This is a genomic window from Kribbella sp. NPDC051137 (genome assembly GCF_040682535.1).
Classification (GTDB): domain Bacteria; phylum Actinomycetota; class Actinomycetes; order Propionibacteriales; family Kribbellaceae; genus Kribbella; species Kribbella karoonensis.
Map to the genome: position 1 here is coordinate 416,002 of NZ_JBFBBI010000001.1, position 21,646 is coordinate 437,647.

Consider the following 21,646-nt stretch of genomic DNA (forward strand, 5'->3'; position numbering starts at 1 on the left):
CGCTTATGGGAGGAAGAACAATGACTGTGCTCGAGCCCGCCGCCCAGGCTTTCGCCGACGCCACCGCGAAGCCGCCGTTCCTGTTCCAGCTGTCCCCGGAGGAGGGTCGCAAGGCCGTCGACGAGGTGCAGACCACCGACTACCCGAAGCTTCCGGTCGACGAGGAGTGGGTGACCGCGGCCGACGGCACGAAGGCGCGGATCGTCAAGCCGCAGGGGGCGACCGGCGTCCTGCCGGTGATCCTCTACATCCACGGCGCCGGGTGGGTGTTCGGCAACGCGCACACCCACGACCGTCTGGTCCGCGAGCTGGCCGTCGGCGCCGGTGCCGCGGTGGTGTTCCCGGAGTACGACCTGTCGCCCGAGGTGCGGTATCCGCACGCGCTCGAGCAGAGCTACGCGGTCGCCCGCTGGATCATTGCCTCAGGCAAGGAGCACGGACTGGACGCGGAGCGGCTGGCGATCGCCGGCGACTCGGTCGGCGGGAACATGACGGCCGCGGTCACGCTGCTCGCGAAGGAGCGCGGCGACGTGAAGTTCGTCCAGCAGGTGCTGTTCTACCCGGTCACGGACGCGTCGTTCGACACCGCGTCGTACCGGGAGTTCGGGGAGGGCTACTTCCTGCAGCTCGACGGGATGAAGTGGTTCTGGGACCAATACACCACCGACGAGGACGAGCGGAACCAGATCACCGCCTCGCCGCTCCGCGCGACAACCGAGCAGTTGCACGGCCTTCCGCCGGCGCTGGTCATCACCGGTCAGGCCGACGTACTGCGGGACGAGGGCGAGGCGTACGCCGTCAAGCTGCTGGAGGCCGGCGTACCGACGACCGCCGTGCGGTTCGCGGCGATCATCCACGACTTCGTGATGCTGGACGCGCTCCGCGACACCTACGCCGCGAACGCCGCGATCGAGCTGGCGATCTCGACGCTGCGCAAGGCGCTCAACTGACCTGCGCCAGCTCCGCGAACGCCTCGGTGAGCTTGGGCAGCGTGTAGTGGGCATTCAGGCCGCTCGGATTCGGCAGCACCCAGACGCGGGTCGCGCCGATGGTCCGGTCCTGCTTGCCCACCGCCGCCGTACGGTCGCCGAAGGCGTCCCGGTACGCCGTGACACCGAGCACGGCCAGCCACTCGGGCCGTACGTCGAGCACCTTCTTCACCAGGTTCTCCCCGCCGGCGAGGAACTCCGCGCGGGACAACTCGGCGGCTTTGGCGGACGGGCGGTCGACCACGTTCGTGATGCCGAGTCGATAGCTCAGCAACTCGTGCTGCTCGGCCGGTTTCAGCTGCCGTGGCGTGAACCCGCTCAGATGCAGCGTCGGCCAGAACCGGTTGCCCGGGCGCGCGAAGTGATGCCCGGTCGCGGCCGACATCAGCCCCGGGTTGATCCCGCAGAACAACACCCGCAACCCGTCCCCGATCACATCCGGAATGCCTTGCACGGGGAGACGGTACCTAACGACAGGAGATGTCCCACCCATCGTCAACCCAGGGTTGACCCGGAGAAGTTGTCAACCTAGGGTTGACGCTATGACTCCCGGACCTGATCTGCAGCAGCTCATCAACACGATCAAGGCCGACGCCGGCAGCGACGACGAGCTCGAGCAGCTCGCCGCCGCGGCGGCGACGATCAACGAACTGACCACCACCGGCGACCAGGCGCTCGGCTTCTTCGTGGACCGCGCCCGCGGCGCCGGCAAGTCCTGGGTGGAGATCAGCGCCGTCCTGGGCGTGACCAAACAGGCTGTCCACAAGCGCTTCGCCGACTCCTGGACCGCCCGCCCGGCGTTCGAGCGTTACACCCAGCGTGCGCGAACGGTCGTACAGGCCGCGGCCGACATCGCTCGCGAGCGGAACAACGCCTTCGTCGGCACCGAGCATCTGCTCCTCGGGATGTACAAGGAGCCCGGTGCGATTGCCGCCAAGGTGCTGGTGAAGCACGGCATCACGGAGGACTCCGTCCGCGCGGCGGTCGACGCCGAGAGCCCGGCCGGCGAGCCGACCGAGAAGGCGACCGATCTCGACCGCGAGAACCCCCCGTACACCCGACGGGCCGCGCACGTCCTGCAGGGAGCGGTCAGCGAGGCGCTGACGCTCGGGCACAACTACGTCGGCACCGAGCATCTCCTGCTCGCGTTCTTCCGCGACCAGGCGGGCATCGCCACCAAGATCCTGCTCGACCAGGGGCTGGCGGAGCAGGCCGCGTGGGCCGATATCCGTGCCGCGCTGGAGGGCTTCAAGAAGTAGGTTTGTCCGCATGGCTGACTGGGCTGGGCGGTTGGACGAGTTGGCGGTGGCGGCGGACGTCACCGGGGCGGTGCTCGGGATCTGGCACGACGGCGAGACGACGATCGCGCCGTACGGCGTCCTGAACGCCACGACCGGCGTGCGCACCACCGCCGACTCGCTGTTCCAGATCGGCTCCATCAGCAAGGCATGGACCGCGTCGATGATCGTCCAGCTGGCCGCCGAGCACCGTCTCGACCTCGACGACCCGATCGTCAAACTGTTGCCAGAGGCACCGGTCGACGCGCGGATCACGGTCCGCCGGCTGCTCACCCACACCAGCGGGATCGACGGCGACCTGTTCACCGACACCGGCCGCGGCGACGACTGCCTCCAGCGGTACGTCGAACTGCTCGCGGGCGTCGACCAGCTCTTCAAACCCGGTACGGCGTACTCGTACTGCAACGCGGGCTTCGTCCTCCTCGGCCGCCTGATCGAAGTACTCGACGACCGCACCTGGGACGAGTCGGTCAAGGCTCGCCTGATCGAACCGCTGGGCCTGCACCACACCGTCACTCTCCCGGAAGAGGCGATCCTGCACAGCGCCGCGGTCGGTCACACCGCCGCGGAGGGCGCGCGGGTGACGACGTGGCAGCTACCGCGCAGCATCGGCCCCGCCGGGACGATCACCGCGAGCGCTAGCGACCTGTTGGAGTTCGCCAGGATGCATTTGAGCGACGAACGGTACGCCGCGATGCAGGAGCCGCAGGTACCGTTCGCGGCCGGCATCGGCGGATTCGTCGACCTCGGCCTGACCTGGCGGATCTACGACTGGGACGGTCGTCGGCTGTTCGGTCATGACGGGTCGACGATCTCGCAGCTCGCGTTCCTGCGGATCGACCCGGAAGCGCGGCTGATCATGTGCCTGCTGACCAACTCCGGCAACGGCACCCGGCTGTTCGAACCGCTCGCGACCGAGGTCTTCCGGCACTACGCCGGCGTCGGTCACCCCGAGCCGCCGCAGCCCATCGAGCTAGCCGTCGACGACCGGCACGTCGGGCGCTACGAGCGCGCGAGCGTCCGGTTGGACGTCGTACGGCGGGACGACCGGCTGGTACTGATCGAGAGCGCGACGGGGGACCGACTGGCGTTCGCGGAGGAGACCGAGCACGAGTACGACCTGCTCCCGACCGCCCCCGCGGACGGGAACCACTTCGTGACCCGCTACTCCCCGGAACACTCGTGGGTCCCCCTGACCTTCACGTCGACCGCAGTGTTCACCTCTGGCCGTGTGACACCTCGGATCCGATAGCGGCGACCTCCGCCGGCGGGGACCAGAACTGGACCACGTTCGTGTCGTCGCCGACAGCGAGCCGGCCGTCGGGCGCGAAGGCCACCGCGGTCACCTCGGACGGCCTGCTGATCCGGGCGACCTCGGACCACGATCGCAGGTCGAACACCCGGGCCGAATGGTCCCGGGACGCCGCGGCGAGGTAATGCCCGTCAGGACTGACCGCCACACCGGTGACCTGCGCATCGAGAGCGAACTCGCCGAACTGGTTGCCCGCCGGAATTCCGACGAGCCGTGCCGTGTTGCCGGCGGCCACGGCCAGCGCTTCCGGTCGCGGCGTCCAGGCCAGATCCTCGATGGACGCGTGCAGCGGGACCGTGGCGAGCAGGGCTCCGGTGGCGGCGTTCCAGATCATCAGCCGGCTGTTCGACCAGGTCCCGCCCGCGGCGGCGATGAACGTGCCGTCCGGACTGTAGGCGACCCGTGACGGTGAGGCCATCCCGCCGAGCTTCATCCGCATCCAGCGACGCCCGGTCAGGTCCCAGACCTCGACGTAGGAGTTGGCGATGACCAGCGCCTTGCTGTCCGGCCGGAAGACCAGGTCGGTCGGGGTGGAACCATCGGCGAGCGCCCACACCATCTCGCCGACCTGGACACCGTCCGTTGCGCGCAGCAGGCGGACCCGTGGGGTCTGGGGTTTGGCGATCGCCACCCACTGCCCATCGGGACTGAGCGCGACGATCGGCCTGCTCACCTTCACCAGACCGCCGACCGAGGCGTTCCACACCGGTTCCGCACCCGCATCGGCGATCCGCCACAGCTGCACGGACCGTGCGTGGCTCGCGGTGAGCATCCGCCCGCCGCCGGGTAGGAACGCGAGCATCGTCGGTTCGTCGTCGAGGTGCAGTTCGACACCGAGCCGTTCGCCGGCCGGCGGCGGCACCTCCACCTCAGCAGCCGGCCGCCAGACGTCGCTGACGTCGACCCCGGCGACGAAGCTGTAGTGGCACTTGCGGCAGGTCTTGAGTACCTCGCTGTCGTTCTGTGCCTTGCAGCGCGGGCAGAACACCGTGATCCCGTCGTCGGACTCCAGCCCGGAGCACCGCGGGCAGTGCCAGCCCGGGCCCTTCCGGAACGCGAGCAGCGTGTTCGCCATGAAGATCGTCGAGATGCCGGCAGTACCCAACGCCATACCGACGCTCTGCGCGCCCGCCCGCAGCCTGCGCTCGTGCTGCACCTTCTTCTCGTACTCCGGATTGCTCAGCACCACGTTGCCGCAGGTCTTGCACACGTGCCGGACCCGCGAGGTCGCGGAGGTCGCGGCTCGCACCCGGGCCTGCGTCAGCAGGAACGTCGCGATGGCCTGCTCGGCCGGCTCGACGTCGAGCCGGACTGCCGACGACGCCGCGGTCGCCATCGCGTCCCGCAGCCGTCCGGCGAATTTCAGCAGCGCGCCGAGCTTGTCCGACTGCTGAGTCATGAGGTCGCGGCGTGCGTCCAGGCGCTCGGCCACCGTGACCATCAGTTCGGCCTGGTCGCGCGGCAGTATCCCGACCCGCTCATCGCCGACGAGATAGATGGTGTGCCGGGCCGCCTCCTTCGCCTGCGCCGCGCGGGCGATCTCGCCCATCGTCGGTGCGCGTCCGGCCGCAACCGTCTCGGTGTTCATCGTGTGCCCCCTCTCAGTAGGTGTCGATCACGCCCGTCGAGTTCATGTACTGGTTCATCAGCTGGGTGTGCTCCAGATCGCCGGCAGCCTGGTCCACGTCGTCCTCGGTGACGTCGTCCGGCGGAGTGAACATCGAGTCGTCCTCGAGCGCGTCCTGGTTGTCGTCCGGTACGACGATGTCCGTGCCGGCGTCCTCGTCCAGATCGAAACCGCTGCTCGGATCCGGTCCGGCGTCGACGGCGACCGCGTCGACCACGCCGTCCTCGTCCAGATCGAACAGAGCCGTGTCCGGGACCGTGTCCGCGTCGGTGTCGACGGCGACTGCGTCGACCACCCCGTCCTCGTCCAGGTCGAAGGCCGTCGCGTCCGGGACCGTGTCCGCGTCGATCGGGACACCCTGCGGCAAGTCTTGCTGGTTCATCGCTACCTCCCCGTACCGATTCCCGAGCCGGGCGGCAGCCGTCGTACCCCGGCTCCTCTACCACCGATCCTGCTCCGCGGCCGAGGGCCGTCGCAGGGATCAACGTCCCGGATCGCGGCGTCCTCCGGCGGGTCGGCAGAGGACGTTCGGAGCGGGCGGAACGGGCACTGCTCCTCTGGTGGGCCGATTGTGCGGGTTCGAGATAATCCGCGCGCGATTTGGGATCGGCGAGCTAACGTCGTCAAAGTGACTAGTGCACCTGCTGAACTCCCTCGTAAAGCCGGTGACCTCCGGGCCGCCGGACATCTTCCCCGGTCGATCAAGGCCGAGATCCGTGACAACCTGCTGAAAGAGCTCCGGGCCGGACGTGATCCGTGGCCCGGCATCGTCGGATTCACCCGGACGGTGATTCCGCAACTCGAACGCGCCCTGCTGGCCGGCCACGACGTCGTACTGCTCGGTGAGCGCGGCCAGGGCAAGACCCGGCTGCTCCGCACGCTCGTCGGCCTGCTCGACGAGTGGACCCCCGTCATCGAGGGCGCGGAGCTCCCCGAGCACCCGCTCGACCCGATTACCCCCGCCTCGCGGCGGCGCGCCGCCGAACTCGGCGACGACCTGCCGGTCGCGTGGCTGCACCGCGATCTGAGGTACGCCGAGAAGCTGGCGACGCCCGACACGAGCGTCGGCGACCTGATCGGCGACGTGGACCCGGTGAAGGTCGCCGAGGGCCGCAGTCTCGGCGACCCGGAGACCATCCACTTCGGGCTCGTCCCGCGCTCGCACCGCGGCATCGTCGCGATCAACGAGCTGCCGGACCTCGCCGAGCGGATCCAGGTCGCGTTGCTGAACGTGATGGAGGAGCGTGACATCCAGGTCCGCGGGTACACGCTCCGGCTGCCGCTCGACGTGTTGCTGGTGGCAACGGCCAACCCCGAGGACTACACCAACCGCGGCCGGATCATCACGCCGCTGAAGGACCGCTTCGGCGCCGAGGTCCGGACCCACTACCCGCTCGACATCGACGCCGAGGTGGACGTGATCCGGCAGGAGGCCGAGTTCACCGCGGAGGTCGGCGAGCCGCTGCTGGAGGTGCTGGCCCGGTTCGTCCGGCACCTGCGCGAGTCGACGTCGATCGACCAGCGGTCCGGGGTTTCCGCGCGGTTCGCGGTCGCCGCGGCCGAGACCATCGCCGCCGCGGCGCTGCGCCGGTCCGCGATCACCGGCGAGGAGCCGGCCGTCGCGCGACCGGTCGACCTGGAGGCGGTGCCCGCCGTACTGCGGGGCAAGCTCGAGTTCGAGCCCGGCGAGGAAGGGCGTGAGATCGAGCTGCTGGAGTACCTGCTGCGCCGGTCGGTGGCCGACACCGCCCGGGAGCGGTTCGCCGGGCTGGACCTGTCGCCGCTCGCGCACGCGGTTGCCGATGGCAACCTTGTGACGACGGGTGAGCGGGTGCCCGGCCGGGAGGTGCTGTCCGCGCTGCCCGAGCTGCCGGTGCTGCACGACGTCGCCGCCCGGGCGGGCGTGCACGCCGACGACTCGCCGGGCCGGATCGCGGCCGCCGTCGAACTCGCCCTGGAGATGCTCTACCTGTCCAAACGGGTCGCCAAGGACGCCGACGACGACACGACGGTCTACGGGGCCTGACGTGAGCTCGATACCCGAAGGCTGGTCCTACGGGCCGTGGCACGACGGGCCGGATCCGCTGCAGGCGCCGGTGGATCTGCGGGACGCGCTGGACGAGATCGGCCGGGACGTGATGAACGGGTCGTCGCCGCGGTCCGCGCTGGAGGAGATGCTCCGGCGCGGCACCCGGAACACCCAGGGTCTGGACGACCTGACCCGCCGGTTGTGGGAGCGCCGTCGCGAGATCCAGCGGCGGCACAACCTCGACGGCACCTTGCAGGACGTCCAGCGGCTGTTGAACGAGGCCCTCGAGGCGGAGCGGCGCGAGCTGTTCCCGAACCCGTCCGACGACGCCCGCTTCAAGGAGGCCGAGCTCGACGCGCTGCCGTCCGGTACGGCGGCCGCCGTACGGGAGCTGGCCAACTACCAGTGGGAGTCGCCGGAGGCCCGGCAGAAGTACGAGGAGATCCGCGAACTGCTCGGGCGCGAGCTGCTCGGGTCGCGGTTCGAGGGCATGAAGGAGGCGCTGCAGCAGACCACGCCGGAGGACGTCGAGCGGATCAACGAGATGCTCACGGACCTGAACGCGCTGCTCGCCGCGCACGCCCAGGGGCGTCCCGACGTACCGCAGATGTTCGACGAGTTCATGGCCGAGCACGGCGAGTTCTTCCCCGAGAACCCGCAGAACGTCGAGGAGCTGATCGACGCGCTGGCGCAACGGGCGGCCGCGGCGCAGCGGATGCTGAACTCGATGACGCCCGAGCAACGCGCCGAGTTGATGGAGCTGTCGCAGCAGGCGTTCGGCAACGCGCAGCTGTCCCAGCAGCTGTCCCAGCTCGACGCCCAGTTGCAGGCGCTGCGGCCGGGGGAGGACTGGTACTCCTCGGAGCGGATGAGCGGTGACGATCCGCTCGGCCTCGCCGAGGGTGCGCAGGCGATGTCCGACCTGGCCGAGCTGGACGCGCTGGCCGAGCAACTCGCGCAGTCGTACCCGGGGGCGCGGCTGGAGGACATCGACCTCGAGGCGCTGACCCGGCAGCTGGGTGACGAGGCGACGGTCGACGCCCGCCGGCTGTCCGAGCTGGAGCGGCAACTGCGCGACCAGGGGCTGATCGAGCGGGCGCCCGACGGTTCGCTGCAGTTGTCGCCGAAGGCGCTCCGGCAGCTCGGTCAGACGGCGTTGGCCGACGTACTGCGGACCGCGCGCGGATCGGGTGAACGTGACGCCGCCAACGCCGGTGCGGCTGGTGAGCTGAGCGGATCGACCCGGCCGTGGCAGTTCGGGGACACCCAGCCGTGGGACGTGCCGCGGACCGTGCGGAACGCGGTACTGCGGACCTCGTCACGGTCGGGCTCCGTCAAGCTCGACGTCGCGGACGTGGAGATCGCCGAAACCGAGCACCGGGCGCGGGCCGCCGTCGCGTTGCTGGTCGACACGTCCTGGTCGATGGTGCAGGAGGGCCGCTGGCTGCCGATGAAGCGGACGGCGCTCGCGCTGCATCAGCTGATCTCGACGCGATACCGCAACGACGCACTGCAGCTGATCACGTTCGGGCGGTACGCCGGGGTCGTCGAACTGCCGCAGCTGATCGGGATGGAAGGCACCTGGGAGCAGGGCACCAACGCGCACCACGCGCTGCTGCTCGCCGGCCGGCATCTGCGCCGGCACCCGGACGCGCAACCCGTCGTACTGATGGTCACCGACGGCGAGCCGACCGCGCACCTGGAACCGGACGGGACGGCCGAGTTCTCGTACCCGCCGGAGCCGGCCACGCTCCGCAAGACGATCTTCGAGGTCGACCGGCTCGCCAAGCTCGGCGCCTCGCTGACCGTCTTCCGCCTGGGCGACGACCCGCGGCTGAACGCGTTCGTCGACCTGCTCGCCCGCCGCAGCGGCGGCCGGGTCCTCGCACCGGACGCCGACGGCCTCGGCGCCGCGGTGGTCGGCGACTACCTCCGCACCCGGCGCAAGCTGTAGCACCTCGCAGCACCTCGCAGCACCCAGCGGGACCTCGGACATCGGTCAGATGTCGGAGGTCCCGTTCTGCTGTCCGGGGCGCCGCGGAAGGGACCTTCGGCGCGATGACGCGGTCCTTTCGACCGGTCCGTCGGCGTCCGGATGCTGATTGGCTGGGAATCGTTGGAGAGGTGTTCGATTGTCTCGCGTTGTCAACGCTGTAAGGGTTTTCCGGCCTGCATGTTGTGGGAAGGGTCACGTCGGCATCGTGAGACCAGTGTTTCAACTGGACTGGTTTTCGGGCTTACTCTGAAAGCACGCCCCCGCCGCCGTTGCCGACGGGCCAGCGGCCTACTTAGCCGCGCCTGAAAACACCCACCTGCAACCCAGGGAGTGACCGTGCCGAAACTCGTCTACGACTTCGCCGAAGGCAACAAGGACATGAAGGAGCTGCTCGGCGGCAAGGGGGCGAACCTGGCCGAGATGACCAATCTCGGCCTGCCGGTACCACCCGGATTCACCATCACCACCGACGCCTGCCGCGCGTACCTGGAGACCGGCGCGGTGCCGGCCGAGCTCGCCGACGAGATCGACCACCACGTGCACCTGCTCGAGCGGAAGATGGGAAAGAAGCTCGGCCAGGCCGACGACCCGCTGCTGGTCTCAGTCCGTTCGGGCGCGGCTGCCTCGATGCCCGGAATGATGGAAACCGTGCTGAACGTCGGCCTGAACGACGACTCGGTGAACGGGCTGGCGCATCAGTCCGGCAACCCGCGGTTCGCCTGGGACGCGTACCGGCGGCTGATCCAGATGTTCGGCAAGACAGTGCTCGACATCGACGGTGAGGTCTTCGAGGACGCGCTCGACGCGGCCAAGAAGGCGAAGGGCGCGCGCACCGACCTCGACCTGGACGCCGCCGACCTGAAGGCACTCGTCGAGACGTTCAAGCGAGCCGTCCACGAGCAGACCGGACGGGAGTTCCCGCAGGACCCGCGTACCCAGATGGACCTCGCGATCGAGGCCGTGTTCGGTTCGTGGAACGCCGAGCGCGCGGTTCTGTACCGCCGTCAGGAGCGCATCGACGGGAGCCTCGGGACCGCCGTCAACATCTGCTCGATGGTCTTCGGCAACCTCGGCATGGACTCCGGCACCGGCGTCGCGTTCACCCGCGACCCCGCGACCGGCCAGCAGGGCGTGTACGGCGACTACCTGCAGAACGCGCAGGGCGAGGACGTCGTCGCGGGCATCCGCAACACGGTCCCGCTCGCCGATCTCGAGCAGATCGACAAGACGTCGTACGACGCGCTGATGAAGATCATGGCCACTCTCGAGGGGCACTACCGCGACCTGTGTGACATCGAGTTCACGGTCGAGCGCGGAAAGCTGTGGATGCTGCAGACCCGGGTCGGCAAGCGGACCGCGGCGGCGGCGTTCCGGATCGCGACCAGCCTGGTCGACGAGGGCGTGATCGACACCGACGAGGCGTTGCGGCGGGTCAAGGGCGCGCAGCTCGCGCAGTTGATGTTCCCGCGGTTCGACGCGGACGCGGACAAGCAGCTGATCAGCACCGGCATCGCGGCGTCGCCCGGTGCGGCGGTCGGCAAGGTCGTCTTCACCTCGGCCGCGGCGGTCGAGGCGGCCGACCGCGGCGAGAAGGTGATCCTGGTCCGCCGCGAGACGAACCCGGACGACCTGCACGGGATGATCGCGGCGCAAGGCATCCTGACCAGCCGCGGCGGCAAGACCTCGCACGCGGCCGTGGTCGCCCGCGGCATGGGGAAGACCTGCGTCTGCGGTGCGGAGGAACTCGACGTGAATGTCGCCCAGGGCACCATCAAGGTGAACGGCACCGTGATCGAGGCCGGTGAGCTGATCTCGATCGACGGCACCACGGGCGAGGTGTTCCGCGGCGAGGTACCGGTCGTACCGTCGCCGGTCGTGCGGTACTTCGAGGGCACGCTGGCGCCGGACGCGGGCGACGACCTGGTCGCGTCCGTACACCGGCTGATCACGCACGCGGACGAGGTCCGGCGGCTCGGCACCCGGACGAACGCCGACACCGCCGAGGACGCGGCGCGCGCCCGGCGGTTCGGCGCCGAGGGGATCGGGCTCTGCCGGACCGAGCACATGTTCCTCGGCGAGCGGCGGGAAGCCGTCGAGCGGCTGATCCTCGCGGACAACGACGCGGATCGCGAGGCGGCGCTGGCGGAGCTGGAACCGCTGCAGCGTGGGGACTTCCTGGAGCTGCTGGACGCGATGGACGGGCTGCCGGTGACGATCCGGCTGATCGACCCGCCGCTGCACGAGTTCCTGCCGTCGATGGAGGAGCTCGCGGTGAAGGTCGCGGTCGCGCGCGAGCGGGGTTCGGCCTCGGACCACGACGAGAAGCTGCTCGCGGCGGTCGAGCGGCTGCACGAACAGAACCCGATGCTCGGGCTGCGCGGCGTACGGCTCGGGCTGGTGATCCCGGGGCTGTTCGCGATGCAGGTACGGGCGATCGCCTCGGCGGCGGTCGAGCTCCGGAAGCAGGGTAAGGACCCGCGGCCGGAGATCATGATCCCGCTGGTCGGCGCCGTCCAGGAGCTGCACCTGGTGCGCGACGAGGTCGAGCGGGTACTGGCGGAGGTCGGCGTACAGGTGCCGATCGGGACGATGATCGAGCTGCCGCGGGCCGCGGTGATCGCGGACCAGATCGCGGAGGCGGCGGACTTCTTCTCGTTCGGTACGAACGACCTGACGCAGACCACCTGGGGCTTCAGCCGGGACGACGTCGAGGGCGCGTTCTTCTCGCGGTACCTGGAGAAGGGGATCTTCGCGGTGTCGCCGTTCGAGTCCATCGACCGCGAAGGCGTCGGCGCGCTGGTCCGCACCGGCGTCGAGCGTGGCCGGGCGACCAAGCCGGACCTCAAGGTCGGCGTCTGCGGCGAACACGGCGGTGACCCGGACAGCATCCACTTCTTCCACGAGGTGGGCCTCGACTATGTGTCGTGCTCGCCGTTCCGTATTCCGGTGGCCCGGTTGGAGGCCGGCCGGGCAGCATTGGACGGGTGAGCAGACAGACTCTCCGGCAGACCTTCGGCGAGGACGCGGAGCTGTACGACCGCGTCCGTCCGGCCTACCCGCGCGAGCTCTTCGACGACCTCGCGCGGGCGGTCGGCCCGCACCCGCGTGTCCTGGAGATCGGCCCCGGTACCGGCCAGGCGACCGCCGCCATGGTCGCCCGCGGCTGGAACATCACCGCCGTCGAACTCAGTCCAGCGCTCGCGGACGTCCTGCGGCGGAAGTACCCGGCGATCGAGGTGATCGTCGCGGACTTCGACACGTGGGAGTTGCCGACGGGGGAGTACGACCTCGTCCTGTCCGCCACCGCCTTCCATTGGCTCGACCCGGCCACCCGGGTCGCGCGATGTGCCGGCCTGCTACGGCCGGGCGGCGCGCTCGCGGTCGTCTCCACCCACCACGTCGCCGGCGGTTCGGAGCAGTTCTTCACCGACGTGCAGACCTGCTACGCCGAGTTCACCGACGACCCGGCGGCCGAGCCGCTGACCGCCGCGGACGACGTACCGGAAGATCCCGCGGGACTGGCGGACAGCGGTCTCTTCGAGTCTGTGGAATCCCGCGGCTACGTCTGGGACGCGACCTACACGACCGCCGGATATCTCGAACTTCTGTCGTCGTACTCGGGTCATCGGGCCTTGACAACCGAGCGGCGTGACGGTCTGTACGACTGCATCGGCGCCCTCATCGACGCCGCCGGCGGTTCGGTCACGAAGCGTTACCTGAACCAACTAATTGTAGGAATTTGTCCTCACCAACCCCTTGCCTAGCGGTGCACGGGCTGGTCAGAATATCCGGGCGGGAAGGGAGTTCGCTCGTCGACTTTCGGGTCTGACCTGAACCGGCCGCTGTGGCGGCTCGCGACTCCCTTACCCGCACCAAATCTTCTTGCGTACAAGGGCGTTGTAGGCTTCTGACCATGGCCCAATTTGTCGTGCAGCTGCGCTTCGACGTGTCCGAGACCGACCGCCGGCTGGAGGTCCGCCCGGCGCACCGCGACTACCTCGCGTCCCTCCGCGAAGCGGGCAAGCTGGTCGCCGCCGGGCCGTTCACGGACGGCACCGGCGCGCTGCTCGTGTACGACGTCGCCGACGAGGCCGAGCTCCGCGACATCCTCGCGAAGGACCCGTACACCCCGGCCGGCGTCTACGAGCTCGCCACCCTCGCCGAATGGCAGTCCCTCTTCCCGTTCAGCTAAAGCCCCGCAAGCAGCGCGAGCGTCTTCGTCCAGCCCTGGAGTAGTGCGGACTCGTCGGCGGCGCGGGTGCCGCCGAGTTCCATGCGTTCGCCGGTGAGCGGGTGGATCTCCGCGGTGCCGAGCGGCAGGTACGGCGCGCCGCCGACGACGTGCCCGGCGCCCTGGACGACCACGGCCTCGTGCGGGTCCCGCAGGTGCGCGTCGTCGAGCTCCCGCATGATCCGCTGCGCGCTCAGTCGCGACTCCCACAGCAGGTCGTCGGACCCGGCCACCGCGAGCACGGGACCGTTCACCCCGTCGACCGGGATCGGGACGAACTCGACCGGCTTGCCCTGGTACGTCCACGCGTACCCGTCCGGCCGCGGATACGAGCTCGTGGCCGTCGCGCCCGGCGCGAAAAGTACCGTGCCGTGGATCAGCTCCGGGAAGTGGTCCGCGACGAGCAGCGCGGCCTCGGTGCCGTACGACGTACCGATCACGACGACCCGCCCCGGATCGACCCCGGGCTGCCGCGCGAGCCACCGGGCCCCGGAGGCGAGGTACTCGATCGGGATGTTGCGCAACTCGTCCGGCACCCCCGGCGCATGGAAGTACGCCAACGCCAGCACGGGATACCCGTGCGACGCCAGCTGGACCGCGCTCAACGTCGCCGGCACACCGCCTTCGGAGCCACCGAGCAGCAGTACGGCGGGATGCTTGCCGGCGTCCGGTTTCGGGGCGATGTACAAGCCGGTGAGCTTGTCCCGCGCCATCGTGAGCGCCTTGGTCGTCACCCCGTCCGCCATCCACCGCCGCGTCAGCGTCGTCGCCGCGACCCGCTTGCCCTTGCGGGTGACGAAGACGTCGAGATGTTCGACCGGCCGCCCGTTCTCGAGCGGAGGCACGAACACCTGCACGTCCGGATCCCCGTCCTCCGGATCCAACGACCAGAACAGCCCCATCCCGTCGACGGCCTGATAACTCCCACCCGACGGCTTCGCGTGGTCGAGGTCGACCGTCCCGCGGCCGTCGGCGGTGAACGTCGCCTCGCCGTGCCACTTCTTCCCCTTGCGATCCACGGCTTCGGCCCCGATCTGGACAGGCTTGCCGGCGGGCACTCCGGTCACCTTGAGATGCACCGCCTGATCGGCGAGCGCGTCCGCCCGATCAACCGTGACAGCAACGTGCCCGGACCCACCGGACGAGCATCCGGCCAGCAGCAGGCAGGCGCCGATCAGGAGCGGTATGGACCGATTCACCACTCCAGGATGGCACCCGGTGGAGTCGCTTCGAGACGGTTCGAAGCCTCAGGCGTCGGCGCCTTCGAGGTTCAGGTGGTCCACGTACGCCCAGAGCCAGACGAGGGGAGCGAGGACGAGTTCGGGTTCGTCGTCCTCGTCGGCGATGAACAGCATCGAGCCCTCGCCGTTGGTGATGTCCTCGCAGACCGCCTCACACATCTCGAGCGCGATGTCGAACGGGAGCAGCCGTGGGCCGTTCTCCCAGCGGGGCTCGGGGAGGGGGAGGACCGGCGCCTCGTCGGTGCCTTCCAGCTCGACGGAGACCTTCTGCAGCTCCTCGTACAGGTCGAACGAGATCAGCCCGGCGAGGGGCCGGCCGTCCAGGCCGATCAGGTACGGGTCGTCGGTGCCGTCGCGGAACGCGTCCCGGATGTCCGGCAGCGCCGCCTTCAGATCGGACGCCTCGAGGTACGGCGCTTCGTCCGGCTCCTCGTCCGCCTCCGCCTGGACCAGCCCGCTGCGCATCTGGTCGAACTGGTGCAGCAGGTCGTTCAGCTCGTCGTACGCGCCGCCGCCCGGGGCCTTCTGGGCCCGGGCCTCCAGGTCGCGCAGGTGCTCGACGAGGTCGTCCTCGAAGTGCAGTTCGTACCGGGGCAGGCCGGGCTCGCGGCCCGCGTTCAGCTGGGCGACGATCTGCGTGGACACCGGCCCGATCCGCTCCGCCAGTACTTCGAGCGGAGTGGTCGGCTTCTCCTCGTCGTCGTGCGCACAGGAGTCGTCGTCGTGCTTCCCGCCGCCCTCCAGCGCGAGCAGCACCTGGAACGCCTCGAACGACAGCAGCGCCGCGGTCGCCATCGTCCCGTCGCCGATCAGCATCAACGGGTTCCCGCCGGCCTCGGTGCGGCGTACGTGGTCCTGCATCAGCGTCGCGGCCTGCTCGACGTTCACCTGGCTGGCCAGCGAGGACAGCCCGTGGTCGGTGTCCACGCCGAGCAGCTCGACGAGGCGCTCGGAGCTCATGTCGAAGTTCGAGCGCAGGTAGTACCGCAGCCAGCCGGCGTCGACCGGGTTGCCGAGCAGCTCCGCGATCCGGGCCCGGAAGTCGGCCAGGTCGGCGATCGCCAGCACGACGAGCACCGGCTGGTCGCCGTCGCCGATCACCAGCGGGCGGGTGTCGCCGTTGTGGAACCCCTCGATCACCTGGTGCAGGCTGTCCGCGGCTGCTTCCAGCGGCCAGGACTCCGCCTCGAACTCGTTGACCACCGCGGCGGAGGTGTCGTCGGGCATCTGCTGGTCCTCTCCGGGGTGCGGCGGGAGTTGGGGGTAACTGTAGGCTGCCGGCGTTTCACCAGGTGACACGGGTCCTGAACGGCGGCGGCGTGACGTTCGCTACGCTCGTACCGGCGGGTCGAAGAAGCCGTATCTCACATGTGAGATATGGTCCGGGGTATGACCGACGACTACCTGAGCCGCATCGGAAACCTCATCCGGGACGCGCGCAAGCACCGCGGCTGGACGCAGACGCAACTCGCGGAAGTGCTGAACACCAGCCAGAGTGCCGTGAACAGGATCGAGAAGGGTCATCAGAACCTCACCCTCGAGATGCTCGCCCGGATCGGCGAGGCGCTCGACTCCGAAATTGTCTCTCTCGGCGGCGGCCCGGTCCACCTCCGAGTGGTCGGCGGCCGCCGGTTGTCCGGCTCGATCGACGTCAAGTCGAGCAAGAACGCCGGTGTCGCGCTGCTCTGCGCCAGCCTGCTGAACAAGGGCCGGACGACGCTCCGCAAGGTCGCCCGCATCGAAGAGGTGAACCGGCTGCTCGAGGTGCTGAACTCGATCGGCGTGAAGACCACCTGGCTGAACGACGCCGGTGACCTGGAGATCGTGCCACCGGCACACCTCGACCTGCAGTCGATGGACGCCGACGCGGCCCGCCGTACCCGGTCGATCATCATGTTCCTCGGGCCGCTGCTGCACCGCGAGGACGCGTTCGAGCTGCCGTACGCCGGCGGCTGCGACCTCGGGACCCGGACCGTCGAGCCGCACATGACCGCGCTCCGCCCGTTCGGCCTCGAGGTGAAGGCGACCGGCGGGCAGTACCACGCGCTGGTGAACCGGGCGATCGCGCCGGGCAAGCCGATCGTGCTGACCGAGCGCGGCGACACCGTGACCGAGAACGCGATCATGGCCGCCGCCCGGTTCGACGGCGTCACGGTGATCCGGAACGCCAGCCCGAACTACATGGTCCAGGACCTGTGCTTCTACCTCGACCTGCTCGGCGTGAAGATCGACGGCATCGGTACCACGACGCTCACCGTGCACGGCAAGGCGGACATCGACGTCGACGTGGACTACGCGCCGTCCGAGGACCCGATCGAGGCGATGAGCCTGCTCACCGCGGCGATCGTCACCAAGTCCGAGATCACCATCCGCCGGGCGCCGGTCGAGTTCCTCGAGATCGAGCTCGCGCTGCTCGAGGAGATGGGGCTCGACTACGACCGCAGTACGGAGTACCTGGCCGAGAACGGCCGGACCCGGCTGGTGGACCTGACCACCCGGCCGTCGAAGCTGCACGCGCCGATCGACAAGATCCACCCGATGCCGTTCCCGGGGCTGAACATCGACAACCTGCCGTTCTTCGCGGTGATCGCGGCGACCGCGACCGGGCAGACGCTGATCCACGACTGGGTGTACGAGAACCGGGCGATCTACCTGGCCGACCTGAACAAGCTCGGCGGCCGGGTCAAGCTGCTCGACCCGCACCGGGTGATGGTCGAGGGGCCGACGCACTTCTCCGGCGCGGAGATGATGTGCCCGCCGGCGCTCCGCCCGGCCGTGGTCGCGCTGATCGCGATGCTGGCCGCGAAGGGTACGTCGGTGTTGCGCAGCATCTACGTGATCAACCGCGGGTACGAGGACCTGGCGACCCGGCTGAACTCGCTAGGCGCTCAGATCGAGACCTTCCGCGACATCTGAGTCCTGTTCCGCGTCCTGCAGGAAGGCGACGGCTTCGGCGATCACCGCGGGGTCCGAGAGGATCTTGCGGTGGCCGAGGCCGGTCGTCGGCAGGAAGTGTGCGTGCGGGCCGTAGTTCCGCAGTAGCAGCTGGGCCTGCCGCGGGTCGACGACGTCGTCCTCGTCGTTGTGGATGACCAGTAGCTCGGCCTTGCCGCTCGTGACCGAGAAGCGGGTCCAGATGTCGCTGTCGCCGTCGAAGTACCCGCGTTCGATGGAGCGGCGCAGTTCGCGGTTGACCTTCGGGCCGAGGCCGAGCTCCGCGCAGAACGCGTCGGCGAGGTAGCCGAAGTCCGCGACGCCGCTGATCATCACCAGCCGCTTCGCGGCGACGCCCTCGCGGACGGCGTACAGCGCGAACGGTACGCCGAGGGAGTGCGCGATCACGCCCTCGAACGGGCCGTGCCGTTCCTCCAGGGCGCGGATGATCCGCTGGTGGCCGAGGATCGACGTCACCTCGCCGTCGGAGTCGCCGTGCGCCGGGGCGTCGTACGAGACCGGGCTGTACCCGAGCTCGAGCAGCCGCGTCACGAACCCGACGTACCGCGACGCCCGCGACCGCCACCCGTGCACCAGCAGCACCGGCCGCGCGCCGTCGCCCCACACATACGTCCGAACCCCCGCGCCGACCCGCGCCCCGGCTCCGACCTGCGTCCCGGCTTCGGGTGCGGCGGGCTCGTCGAGGTGGAGGATGTCGACGGTCGCCGCATTGTGGACAATCTGCTCGTCGACACGGACCCGCCCGCGGGCGAGCGGACGCCGCCACAGCTTGAAGGCGATCCGGCCGCCGAGGCGCGGTGACAACGATCCGATTGTCTGCAATCCGACACTGACCAGCTTCCGCATGACGTCCCCTCCACTAAACTATACGAACGGTCGTATTATTAGTTCGTCAGAGCGTAGCAGTCAATGGACTTAGGATCGGGCTCGTGGAGAAGGTCGACGGACGGCTGGCGCGCGGTGATCAGACCCGCCGCGCCGTCCTGCGGCGTGCCGTCGACATCGCGTCGGTCGACGGACTCGAAGGGCTGTCGATCGGGCGGCTCGCGACCGAACTCGGAATCAGCAAGAGCGGACTGTTCGCGCACTTCGGGTCCAAGGAGGAGCTACAGCTCGCCACAGTCCGCGCCGCCCGCCGGATCTACGCCGACAACGTGGTGGTGCCGGCGTACGAGATCGCGCCCGGCCTCGGTCGCGTGTGGGCGCTGAGCAAGCACTGGCTGGACTACTCGCGGAGCCGGGTGTTCCCGGGCGGCTGCTTCTTCCAGAAGGTCTCGCACGAGTTCTCCGCCCGCGACGGCGCCGTCCACGAGTACCTCGCCGAGGTGCACCGCGAATGGATGGACCTGATCGAGACCGCGATCACCGAGGCCGTCGACCGCGGGGAGCTCGCCGCGGACCCGGCCCAGCTCGCCTTCGACCTGAACGCGTACTACGAGGCTGCGAACCTTGCGTCGATCCTGCACAACGACGAGACCGGCTACGACCGCGCCCGCCGCTCGGTGCAGGACCGGCTCGCGGCAGCCGTCGTGCCCGGAACGCCTGTGCCCTGGTAGGTGAGGCTGTGGGCCGGAAGGTCGCGCGTCCGGCGGATGGGGGAGGCGAGGAGCACCAGGCCGGCCAAGGGGACGCCGGCCGTGGTGATCCAGAGCGCCGGGGTCAGGCCGAGCGTCTGGCCGAGTGTCCCGCCGAGCAGCGCGCCGAGCGGGATCGTGCCGTAGTTGACGAACGCCGTCGTTGCGGTGAGCCGGCCGAACAGGCTTTGTGGACAATAGGATTGTAGGAAGGTCGCCTTGACGACGTTCCCGCCGACGACACCGAGACTCACCCCGAACGCGCCGATCAGGTAGCACCACGGGCCCAACGGGATCAGCAGCGCGAGCGTCGGCAGTCCGAGCTCGCACAGCAGCAACGCCCGCGCCGTGCCGAAGCGCATCAGGCGCCGGCCGGCGAGCGCACCGAGAATGCCGCCGCTGGAGGCGGCCGCGACCAGGATGCCGACAGTCCCCGGCTGCAGCCCGGCCTCGCGGACGAGGAAGATGACGACGATCGCCTGGTACCCCATCAGCGCGAGGTTCGAGACCGCGCCGAAGACCGTCAACGTCCGCAGCCACACGTCGTTCGCGACCAGCCGGACACCCTCGCGGACAGCGCCCGCCCGCGAAGGGTCCGTCGTACGGCGTTCGCGGAAGCGGATCGCGGTCAGACACGCCAGCGCGACCACGAAGCTCGCCGCATCGATCAGCAGAGTGTTGGCGGCGCCAACGAACTGGACGAGCAAGCCGCCGCAGCCGAGGCCCGCGATCTGTGCGGCGGAGGCACTGCCGTGGAGCTTCGCGTTGCCCTCGGCGTGATCCGCGGGGTCGAGCAACGTCGGGAGATAGGCGGTGTACGCGGTCTGGAAGACGACCGTGGATGCTCCCGCGACGAGGGCGACCGCGACGAGCAGCTGGACGCTCAGCAGTCGGCCGGCCGCCGCGACCGGGATCGCCGCGAACAGGACGGCCGACGCGGCCGAGGACGCGAGCATTGCCGGACGTCGTCGTACCCGGTCGATCCAGGCACCGGTCGGCAGCCCGATCAGCAGCCACGGGGCCCAGGCCGCGGCGGTCAACAGGCCGACCTCGAAGGTCGTTGCGTCGAGCATCGAAATCGCGACCAGCGGCAGCGCGACCGACGACGTCGCGCTGCCGAACCGGTTGACGGTCTCGCCGATCCAGAACAGCCGGAAGTCGCGGTGCGTGCGCAGCAGGCTCATGTGCGCCGCGGGAACGACTGCAGCTGGACGATGACTCGCTCGGCGTCGGGAGCGTCGCTCGAGGCGTACCGGTCGATGACCGCGCCGATCTCCTCGTTGAGGTTGTGCAGTTGCTCCGGCGTCAGTCGCAGGTGCCGCCAGTCGGAGAGGCCGGCCGCGTGCTGCCACTCCGCGGGCCAGTCCTCGTCGACGTATGTGCGCACGCGGTTGTAGTACCGCTCGACCAAGTCTCGCAGGTACACGTCCAGGGCGCGCCGGGTCTCCGGGTCGTCGAGGAACTCGGACGGGTCGAGGACGGTCGGCCCGGGCGGGAGCCGCCACCAGCGCTCGCGTTTGGTGCCGCGGTCGGTGTCCTCCTCGAGGTACCCGTGCTCGGCGAGCAGCCGAAGGTGCCAGCTGATCGTGCCGGTGTTCTCGCCGAGCCGGGTCGCGAGCGTGCTCGAGGTGGCCGGCCCGTCGAGCTCGATCGCCTCCAGGATCCGCATCCGGAGCGGATGTGCGAGTCCCCGCAGGCTCCGGGCGTCGATGCGTCGCATGGCTGCAGAGTAGTCTCTGCAAAGGAGTCTCTGCAATCGATTTTGTCGGTGGCGGTCCCTAGGTTGGGCGACATGCGGCCTCATGTGGTGGCTCAGCTGGCGATTTCGCTGGACGGGGTGACGTCGGGATTCGACGTCGACCTCGCGCGGTTCTATGCGCTGGCGACGCTGTGGCAGGAGGACGTGACGCTGATCGACGCGGACACGATCGTTGCCCAGGAGAACGAAGTGCGGGCGGCCCCGCGCCGTGGTTCGCGTGCGGACGGGCCGGTGCTGGCGGTGGTGGACGACCGCGCCCGCGTCCACACCTGGGACGCGTTGCGCGAGCTCGGCTACTGGTCCGACGTACTGGCCCTGTACGCCGACCTCACTCCCGCGCGCCCGCCGGATGCGACCACCCGCGAGCTCGTGACGGGTTACGAGGAGGTCGACCTCCTCGAAATCCTCACAGTCCTCGGCCGACGGGGCGTCCGGACGGTGCGCGTGGATTCGCCGGCACTGGTCAGCGCCTGTCTGGACGAAGAGCTGCTGGACGAGCTGGCCCTGCTCGTCCACCCGATCCGGATCGGCGGCGAACCCTGGTACGACCCCCACCGCCTGCACCTCCAGCACGCCGGCACCGAGGTCTTCCGGGACGGCGTGATCTGGATCCGGTATTGCGTCTCCACCTGATG

At 69.6% G+C, this 21,646-nt stretch carries 19 protein-coding genes; 11 read left to right on the plus strand and 8 right to left on the minus strand.

Features of this window, described 5'->3' with window-relative positions:
* Positions 1 to 20: 20 nt before the first annotated feature.
* Entirely contained in the window at positions 21 to 950 is a 930-nt protein-coding gene (locus tag AB0M51_RS02075) for an alpha/beta hydrolase (RefSeq protein WP_363747728.1), read from the plus strand.
* Here the strand turns inward: AB0M51_RS02075 and mug are convergent.
* A complete protein-coding gene (gene mug / locus AB0M51_RS02080) occupies positions 943 to 1,443 on the minus strand; it encodes a G/U mismatch-specific DNA glycosylase (protein WP_363747730.1) in 501 nt (166 codons plus the stop codon). The genes AB0M51_RS02075 and mug overlap by 8 nt on opposite strands.
* An 88-nt stretch (positions 1,444 to 1,531) precedes the next feature.
* On the opposite strand from mug, the gene AB0M51_RS02085 reads away from it, so the two are divergent.
* A complete protein-coding gene (locus AB0M51_RS02085) occupies positions 1,532 to 2,248 on the plus strand; it encodes a Clp protease N-terminal domain-containing protein (RefSeq protein WP_363747732.1) in 717 nt (238 codons plus the stop codon).
* Between the two features lie 10 nt (positions 2,249 to 2,258).
* Positions 2,259 to 3,539 (plus strand): serine hydrolase domain-containing protein, encoded by a 1,281-nt coding sequence (locus AB0M51_RS02090; RefSeq protein WP_344189854.1) that lies wholly within the window; start codon positions 2,259 to 2,261, stop codon positions 3,537 to 3,539.
* Here AB0M51_RS02090 and AB0M51_RS02095 read toward each other — a convergent pair.
* The gene (locus tag AB0M51_RS02095; protein ID WP_344189852.1) at positions 3,505 to 5,187 is read right to left on the minus strand and encodes a hypothetical protein; all 1,683 of its coding nucleotides are present in this window, start codon (positions 5,185 to 5,187) and stop codon (positions 3,505 to 3,507) included. The genes AB0M51_RS02090 and AB0M51_RS02095 overlap by 35 nt on opposite strands.
* Before the next feature lie 13 nt (positions 5,188 to 5,200).
* Positions 5,201 to 5,608: a hypothetical protein gene (locus AB0M51_RS02100; RefSeq protein WP_344189850.1), complete on the minus strand. Its 408-nt coding sequence runs from the start codon at positions 5,606 to 5,608 to the stop codon at positions 5,201 to 5,203.
* 246 nt (positions 5,609 to 5,854) lie between these two features.
* Between AB0M51_RS02100 and AB0M51_RS02105 the strand changes: the two genes are divergently transcribed.
* The 5 genes from AB0M51_RS02105 (at position 5,855) to AB0M51_RS02125 (ending at position 13,443) form a co-directional block, all read left to right on the plus strand.
* Positions 5,855 to 7,252: a sigma 54-interacting transcriptional regulator gene (locus AB0M51_RS02105; RefSeq protein ID WP_344189848.1), complete on the plus strand. Its 1,398-nt coding sequence runs from the start codon at positions 5,855 to 5,857 to the stop codon at positions 7,250 to 7,252.
* A 1-nt stretch (position 7,253) separates the two neighbouring features.
* The gene (locus AB0M51_RS02110) at positions 7,254 to 9,209 is read left to right on the plus strand and encodes a VWA domain-containing protein (protein ID WP_344189846.1); all 1,956 of its coding nucleotides are present in this window, start codon (positions 7,254 to 7,256) and stop codon (positions 9,207 to 9,209) included.
* Positions 9,210 to 9,587: 378 nt separating this feature from the next.
* Positions 9,588 to 12,239 carry a pyruvate, phosphate dikinase gene (gene ppdK, locus AB0M51_RS02115; RefSeq protein WP_344189844.1) on the plus strand — a complete coding sequence of 884 codons (2,652 nt, stop codon included), beginning with the start codon at positions 9,588 to 9,590 and terminating at the stop codon, positions 12,237 to 12,239.
* Positions 12,236 to 13,015 (plus strand): class I SAM-dependent methyltransferase, encoded by a 780-nt coding sequence (locus tag AB0M51_RS02120; RefSeq protein WP_344189842.1) that lies wholly within the window; start codon positions 12,236 to 12,238, stop codon positions 13,013 to 13,015. Before ppdK ends, AB0M51_RS02120 begins: the two co-directional genes overlap by 4 nt.
* A gap of 149 nt (positions 13,016 to 13,164) precedes the next feature.
* A complete protein-coding gene (locus tag AB0M51_RS02125) occupies positions 13,165 to 13,443 on the plus strand; it encodes a muconolactone Delta-isomerase family protein (protein WP_344189840.1) in 279 nt (92 codons plus the stop codon).
* On the opposite strand, the gene AB0M51_RS02130 is transcribed toward AB0M51_RS02125, so the two are convergent.
* On the minus strand, positions 13,440 to 14,681 hold the full coding sequence (locus AB0M51_RS02130) for an acyl-CoA thioesterase/bile acid-CoA:amino acid N-acyltransferase family protein (RefSeq protein WP_344189838.1): 1,242 nt from the start codon (positions 14,679 to 14,681) through the stop codon (positions 13,440 to 13,442). The genes AB0M51_RS02125 and AB0M51_RS02130 overlap by 4 nt on opposite strands.
* Before the next feature lie 48 nt (positions 14,682 to 14,729).
* A complete protein-coding gene (locus tag AB0M51_RS02135) occupies positions 14,730 to 15,950 on the minus strand; it encodes a hypothetical protein (protein ID WP_344189836.1) in 1,221 nt (406 codons plus the stop codon).
* Positions 15,951 to 16,112: 162 nt separating this feature from the next.
* Between AB0M51_RS02135 and AB0M51_RS02140 the strand changes: the two genes are divergently transcribed.
* Complete coding sequence (locus AB0M51_RS02140; protein WP_344189834.1) at positions 16,113 to 17,639, plus strand: UDP-N-acetylglucosamine 1-carboxyvinyltransferase; 1,527 nt, start codon at positions 16,113 to 16,115, stop codon at positions 17,637 to 17,639.
* Here AB0M51_RS02140 and AB0M51_RS02145 read toward each other — a convergent pair.
* A complete protein-coding gene (locus AB0M51_RS02145; RefSeq protein WP_344189832.1) occupies positions 17,604 to 18,524 on the minus strand; it encodes an alpha/beta hydrolase in 921 nt (306 codons plus the stop codon). The genes AB0M51_RS02140 and AB0M51_RS02145 overlap by 36 nt on opposite strands.
* 83 nt (positions 18,525 to 18,607) lie before the next feature.
* Here AB0M51_RS02145 and AB0M51_RS02150 point away from each other — a divergent pair, with 83 nt between their 5' ends.
* On the plus strand, positions 18,608 to 19,234 hold the full coding sequence (locus AB0M51_RS02150; protein ID WP_344189830.1) for a TetR/AcrR family transcriptional regulator: 627 nt from the start codon (positions 18,608 to 18,610) through the stop codon (positions 19,232 to 19,234).
* On the opposite strand, the gene AB0M51_RS02155 is transcribed toward AB0M51_RS02150, so the two are convergent.
* Together AB0M51_RS02155 and AB0M51_RS02160 are read right to left on the minus strand one after the other, a co-directional pair.
* A complete protein-coding gene (locus AB0M51_RS02155) occupies positions 19,159 to 20,436 on the minus strand; it encodes an MFS transporter (protein WP_344189828.1) in 1,278 nt (425 codons plus the stop codon). The genes AB0M51_RS02150 and AB0M51_RS02155 overlap by 76 nt on opposite strands.
* Positions 20,433 to 20,972 (minus strand): winged helix-turn-helix domain-containing protein, encoded by a 540-nt coding sequence (locus AB0M51_RS02160; RefSeq protein ID WP_344189826.1) that lies wholly within the window; start codon positions 20,970 to 20,972, stop codon positions 20,433 to 20,435. Before AB0M51_RS02160 ends, AB0M51_RS02155 begins: the two co-directional genes overlap by 4 nt.
* A 72-nt stretch (positions 20,973 to 21,044) precedes the next feature.
* Between AB0M51_RS02160 and AB0M51_RS02165 the strand changes: the two genes are divergently transcribed.
* Entirely contained in the window at positions 21,045 to 21,644 is a 600-nt protein-coding gene (locus tag AB0M51_RS02165; RefSeq protein ID WP_344189824.1) for a dihydrofolate reductase family protein, read from the plus strand.
* Positions 21,645 to 21,646 lie beyond the last annotated feature (2 nt).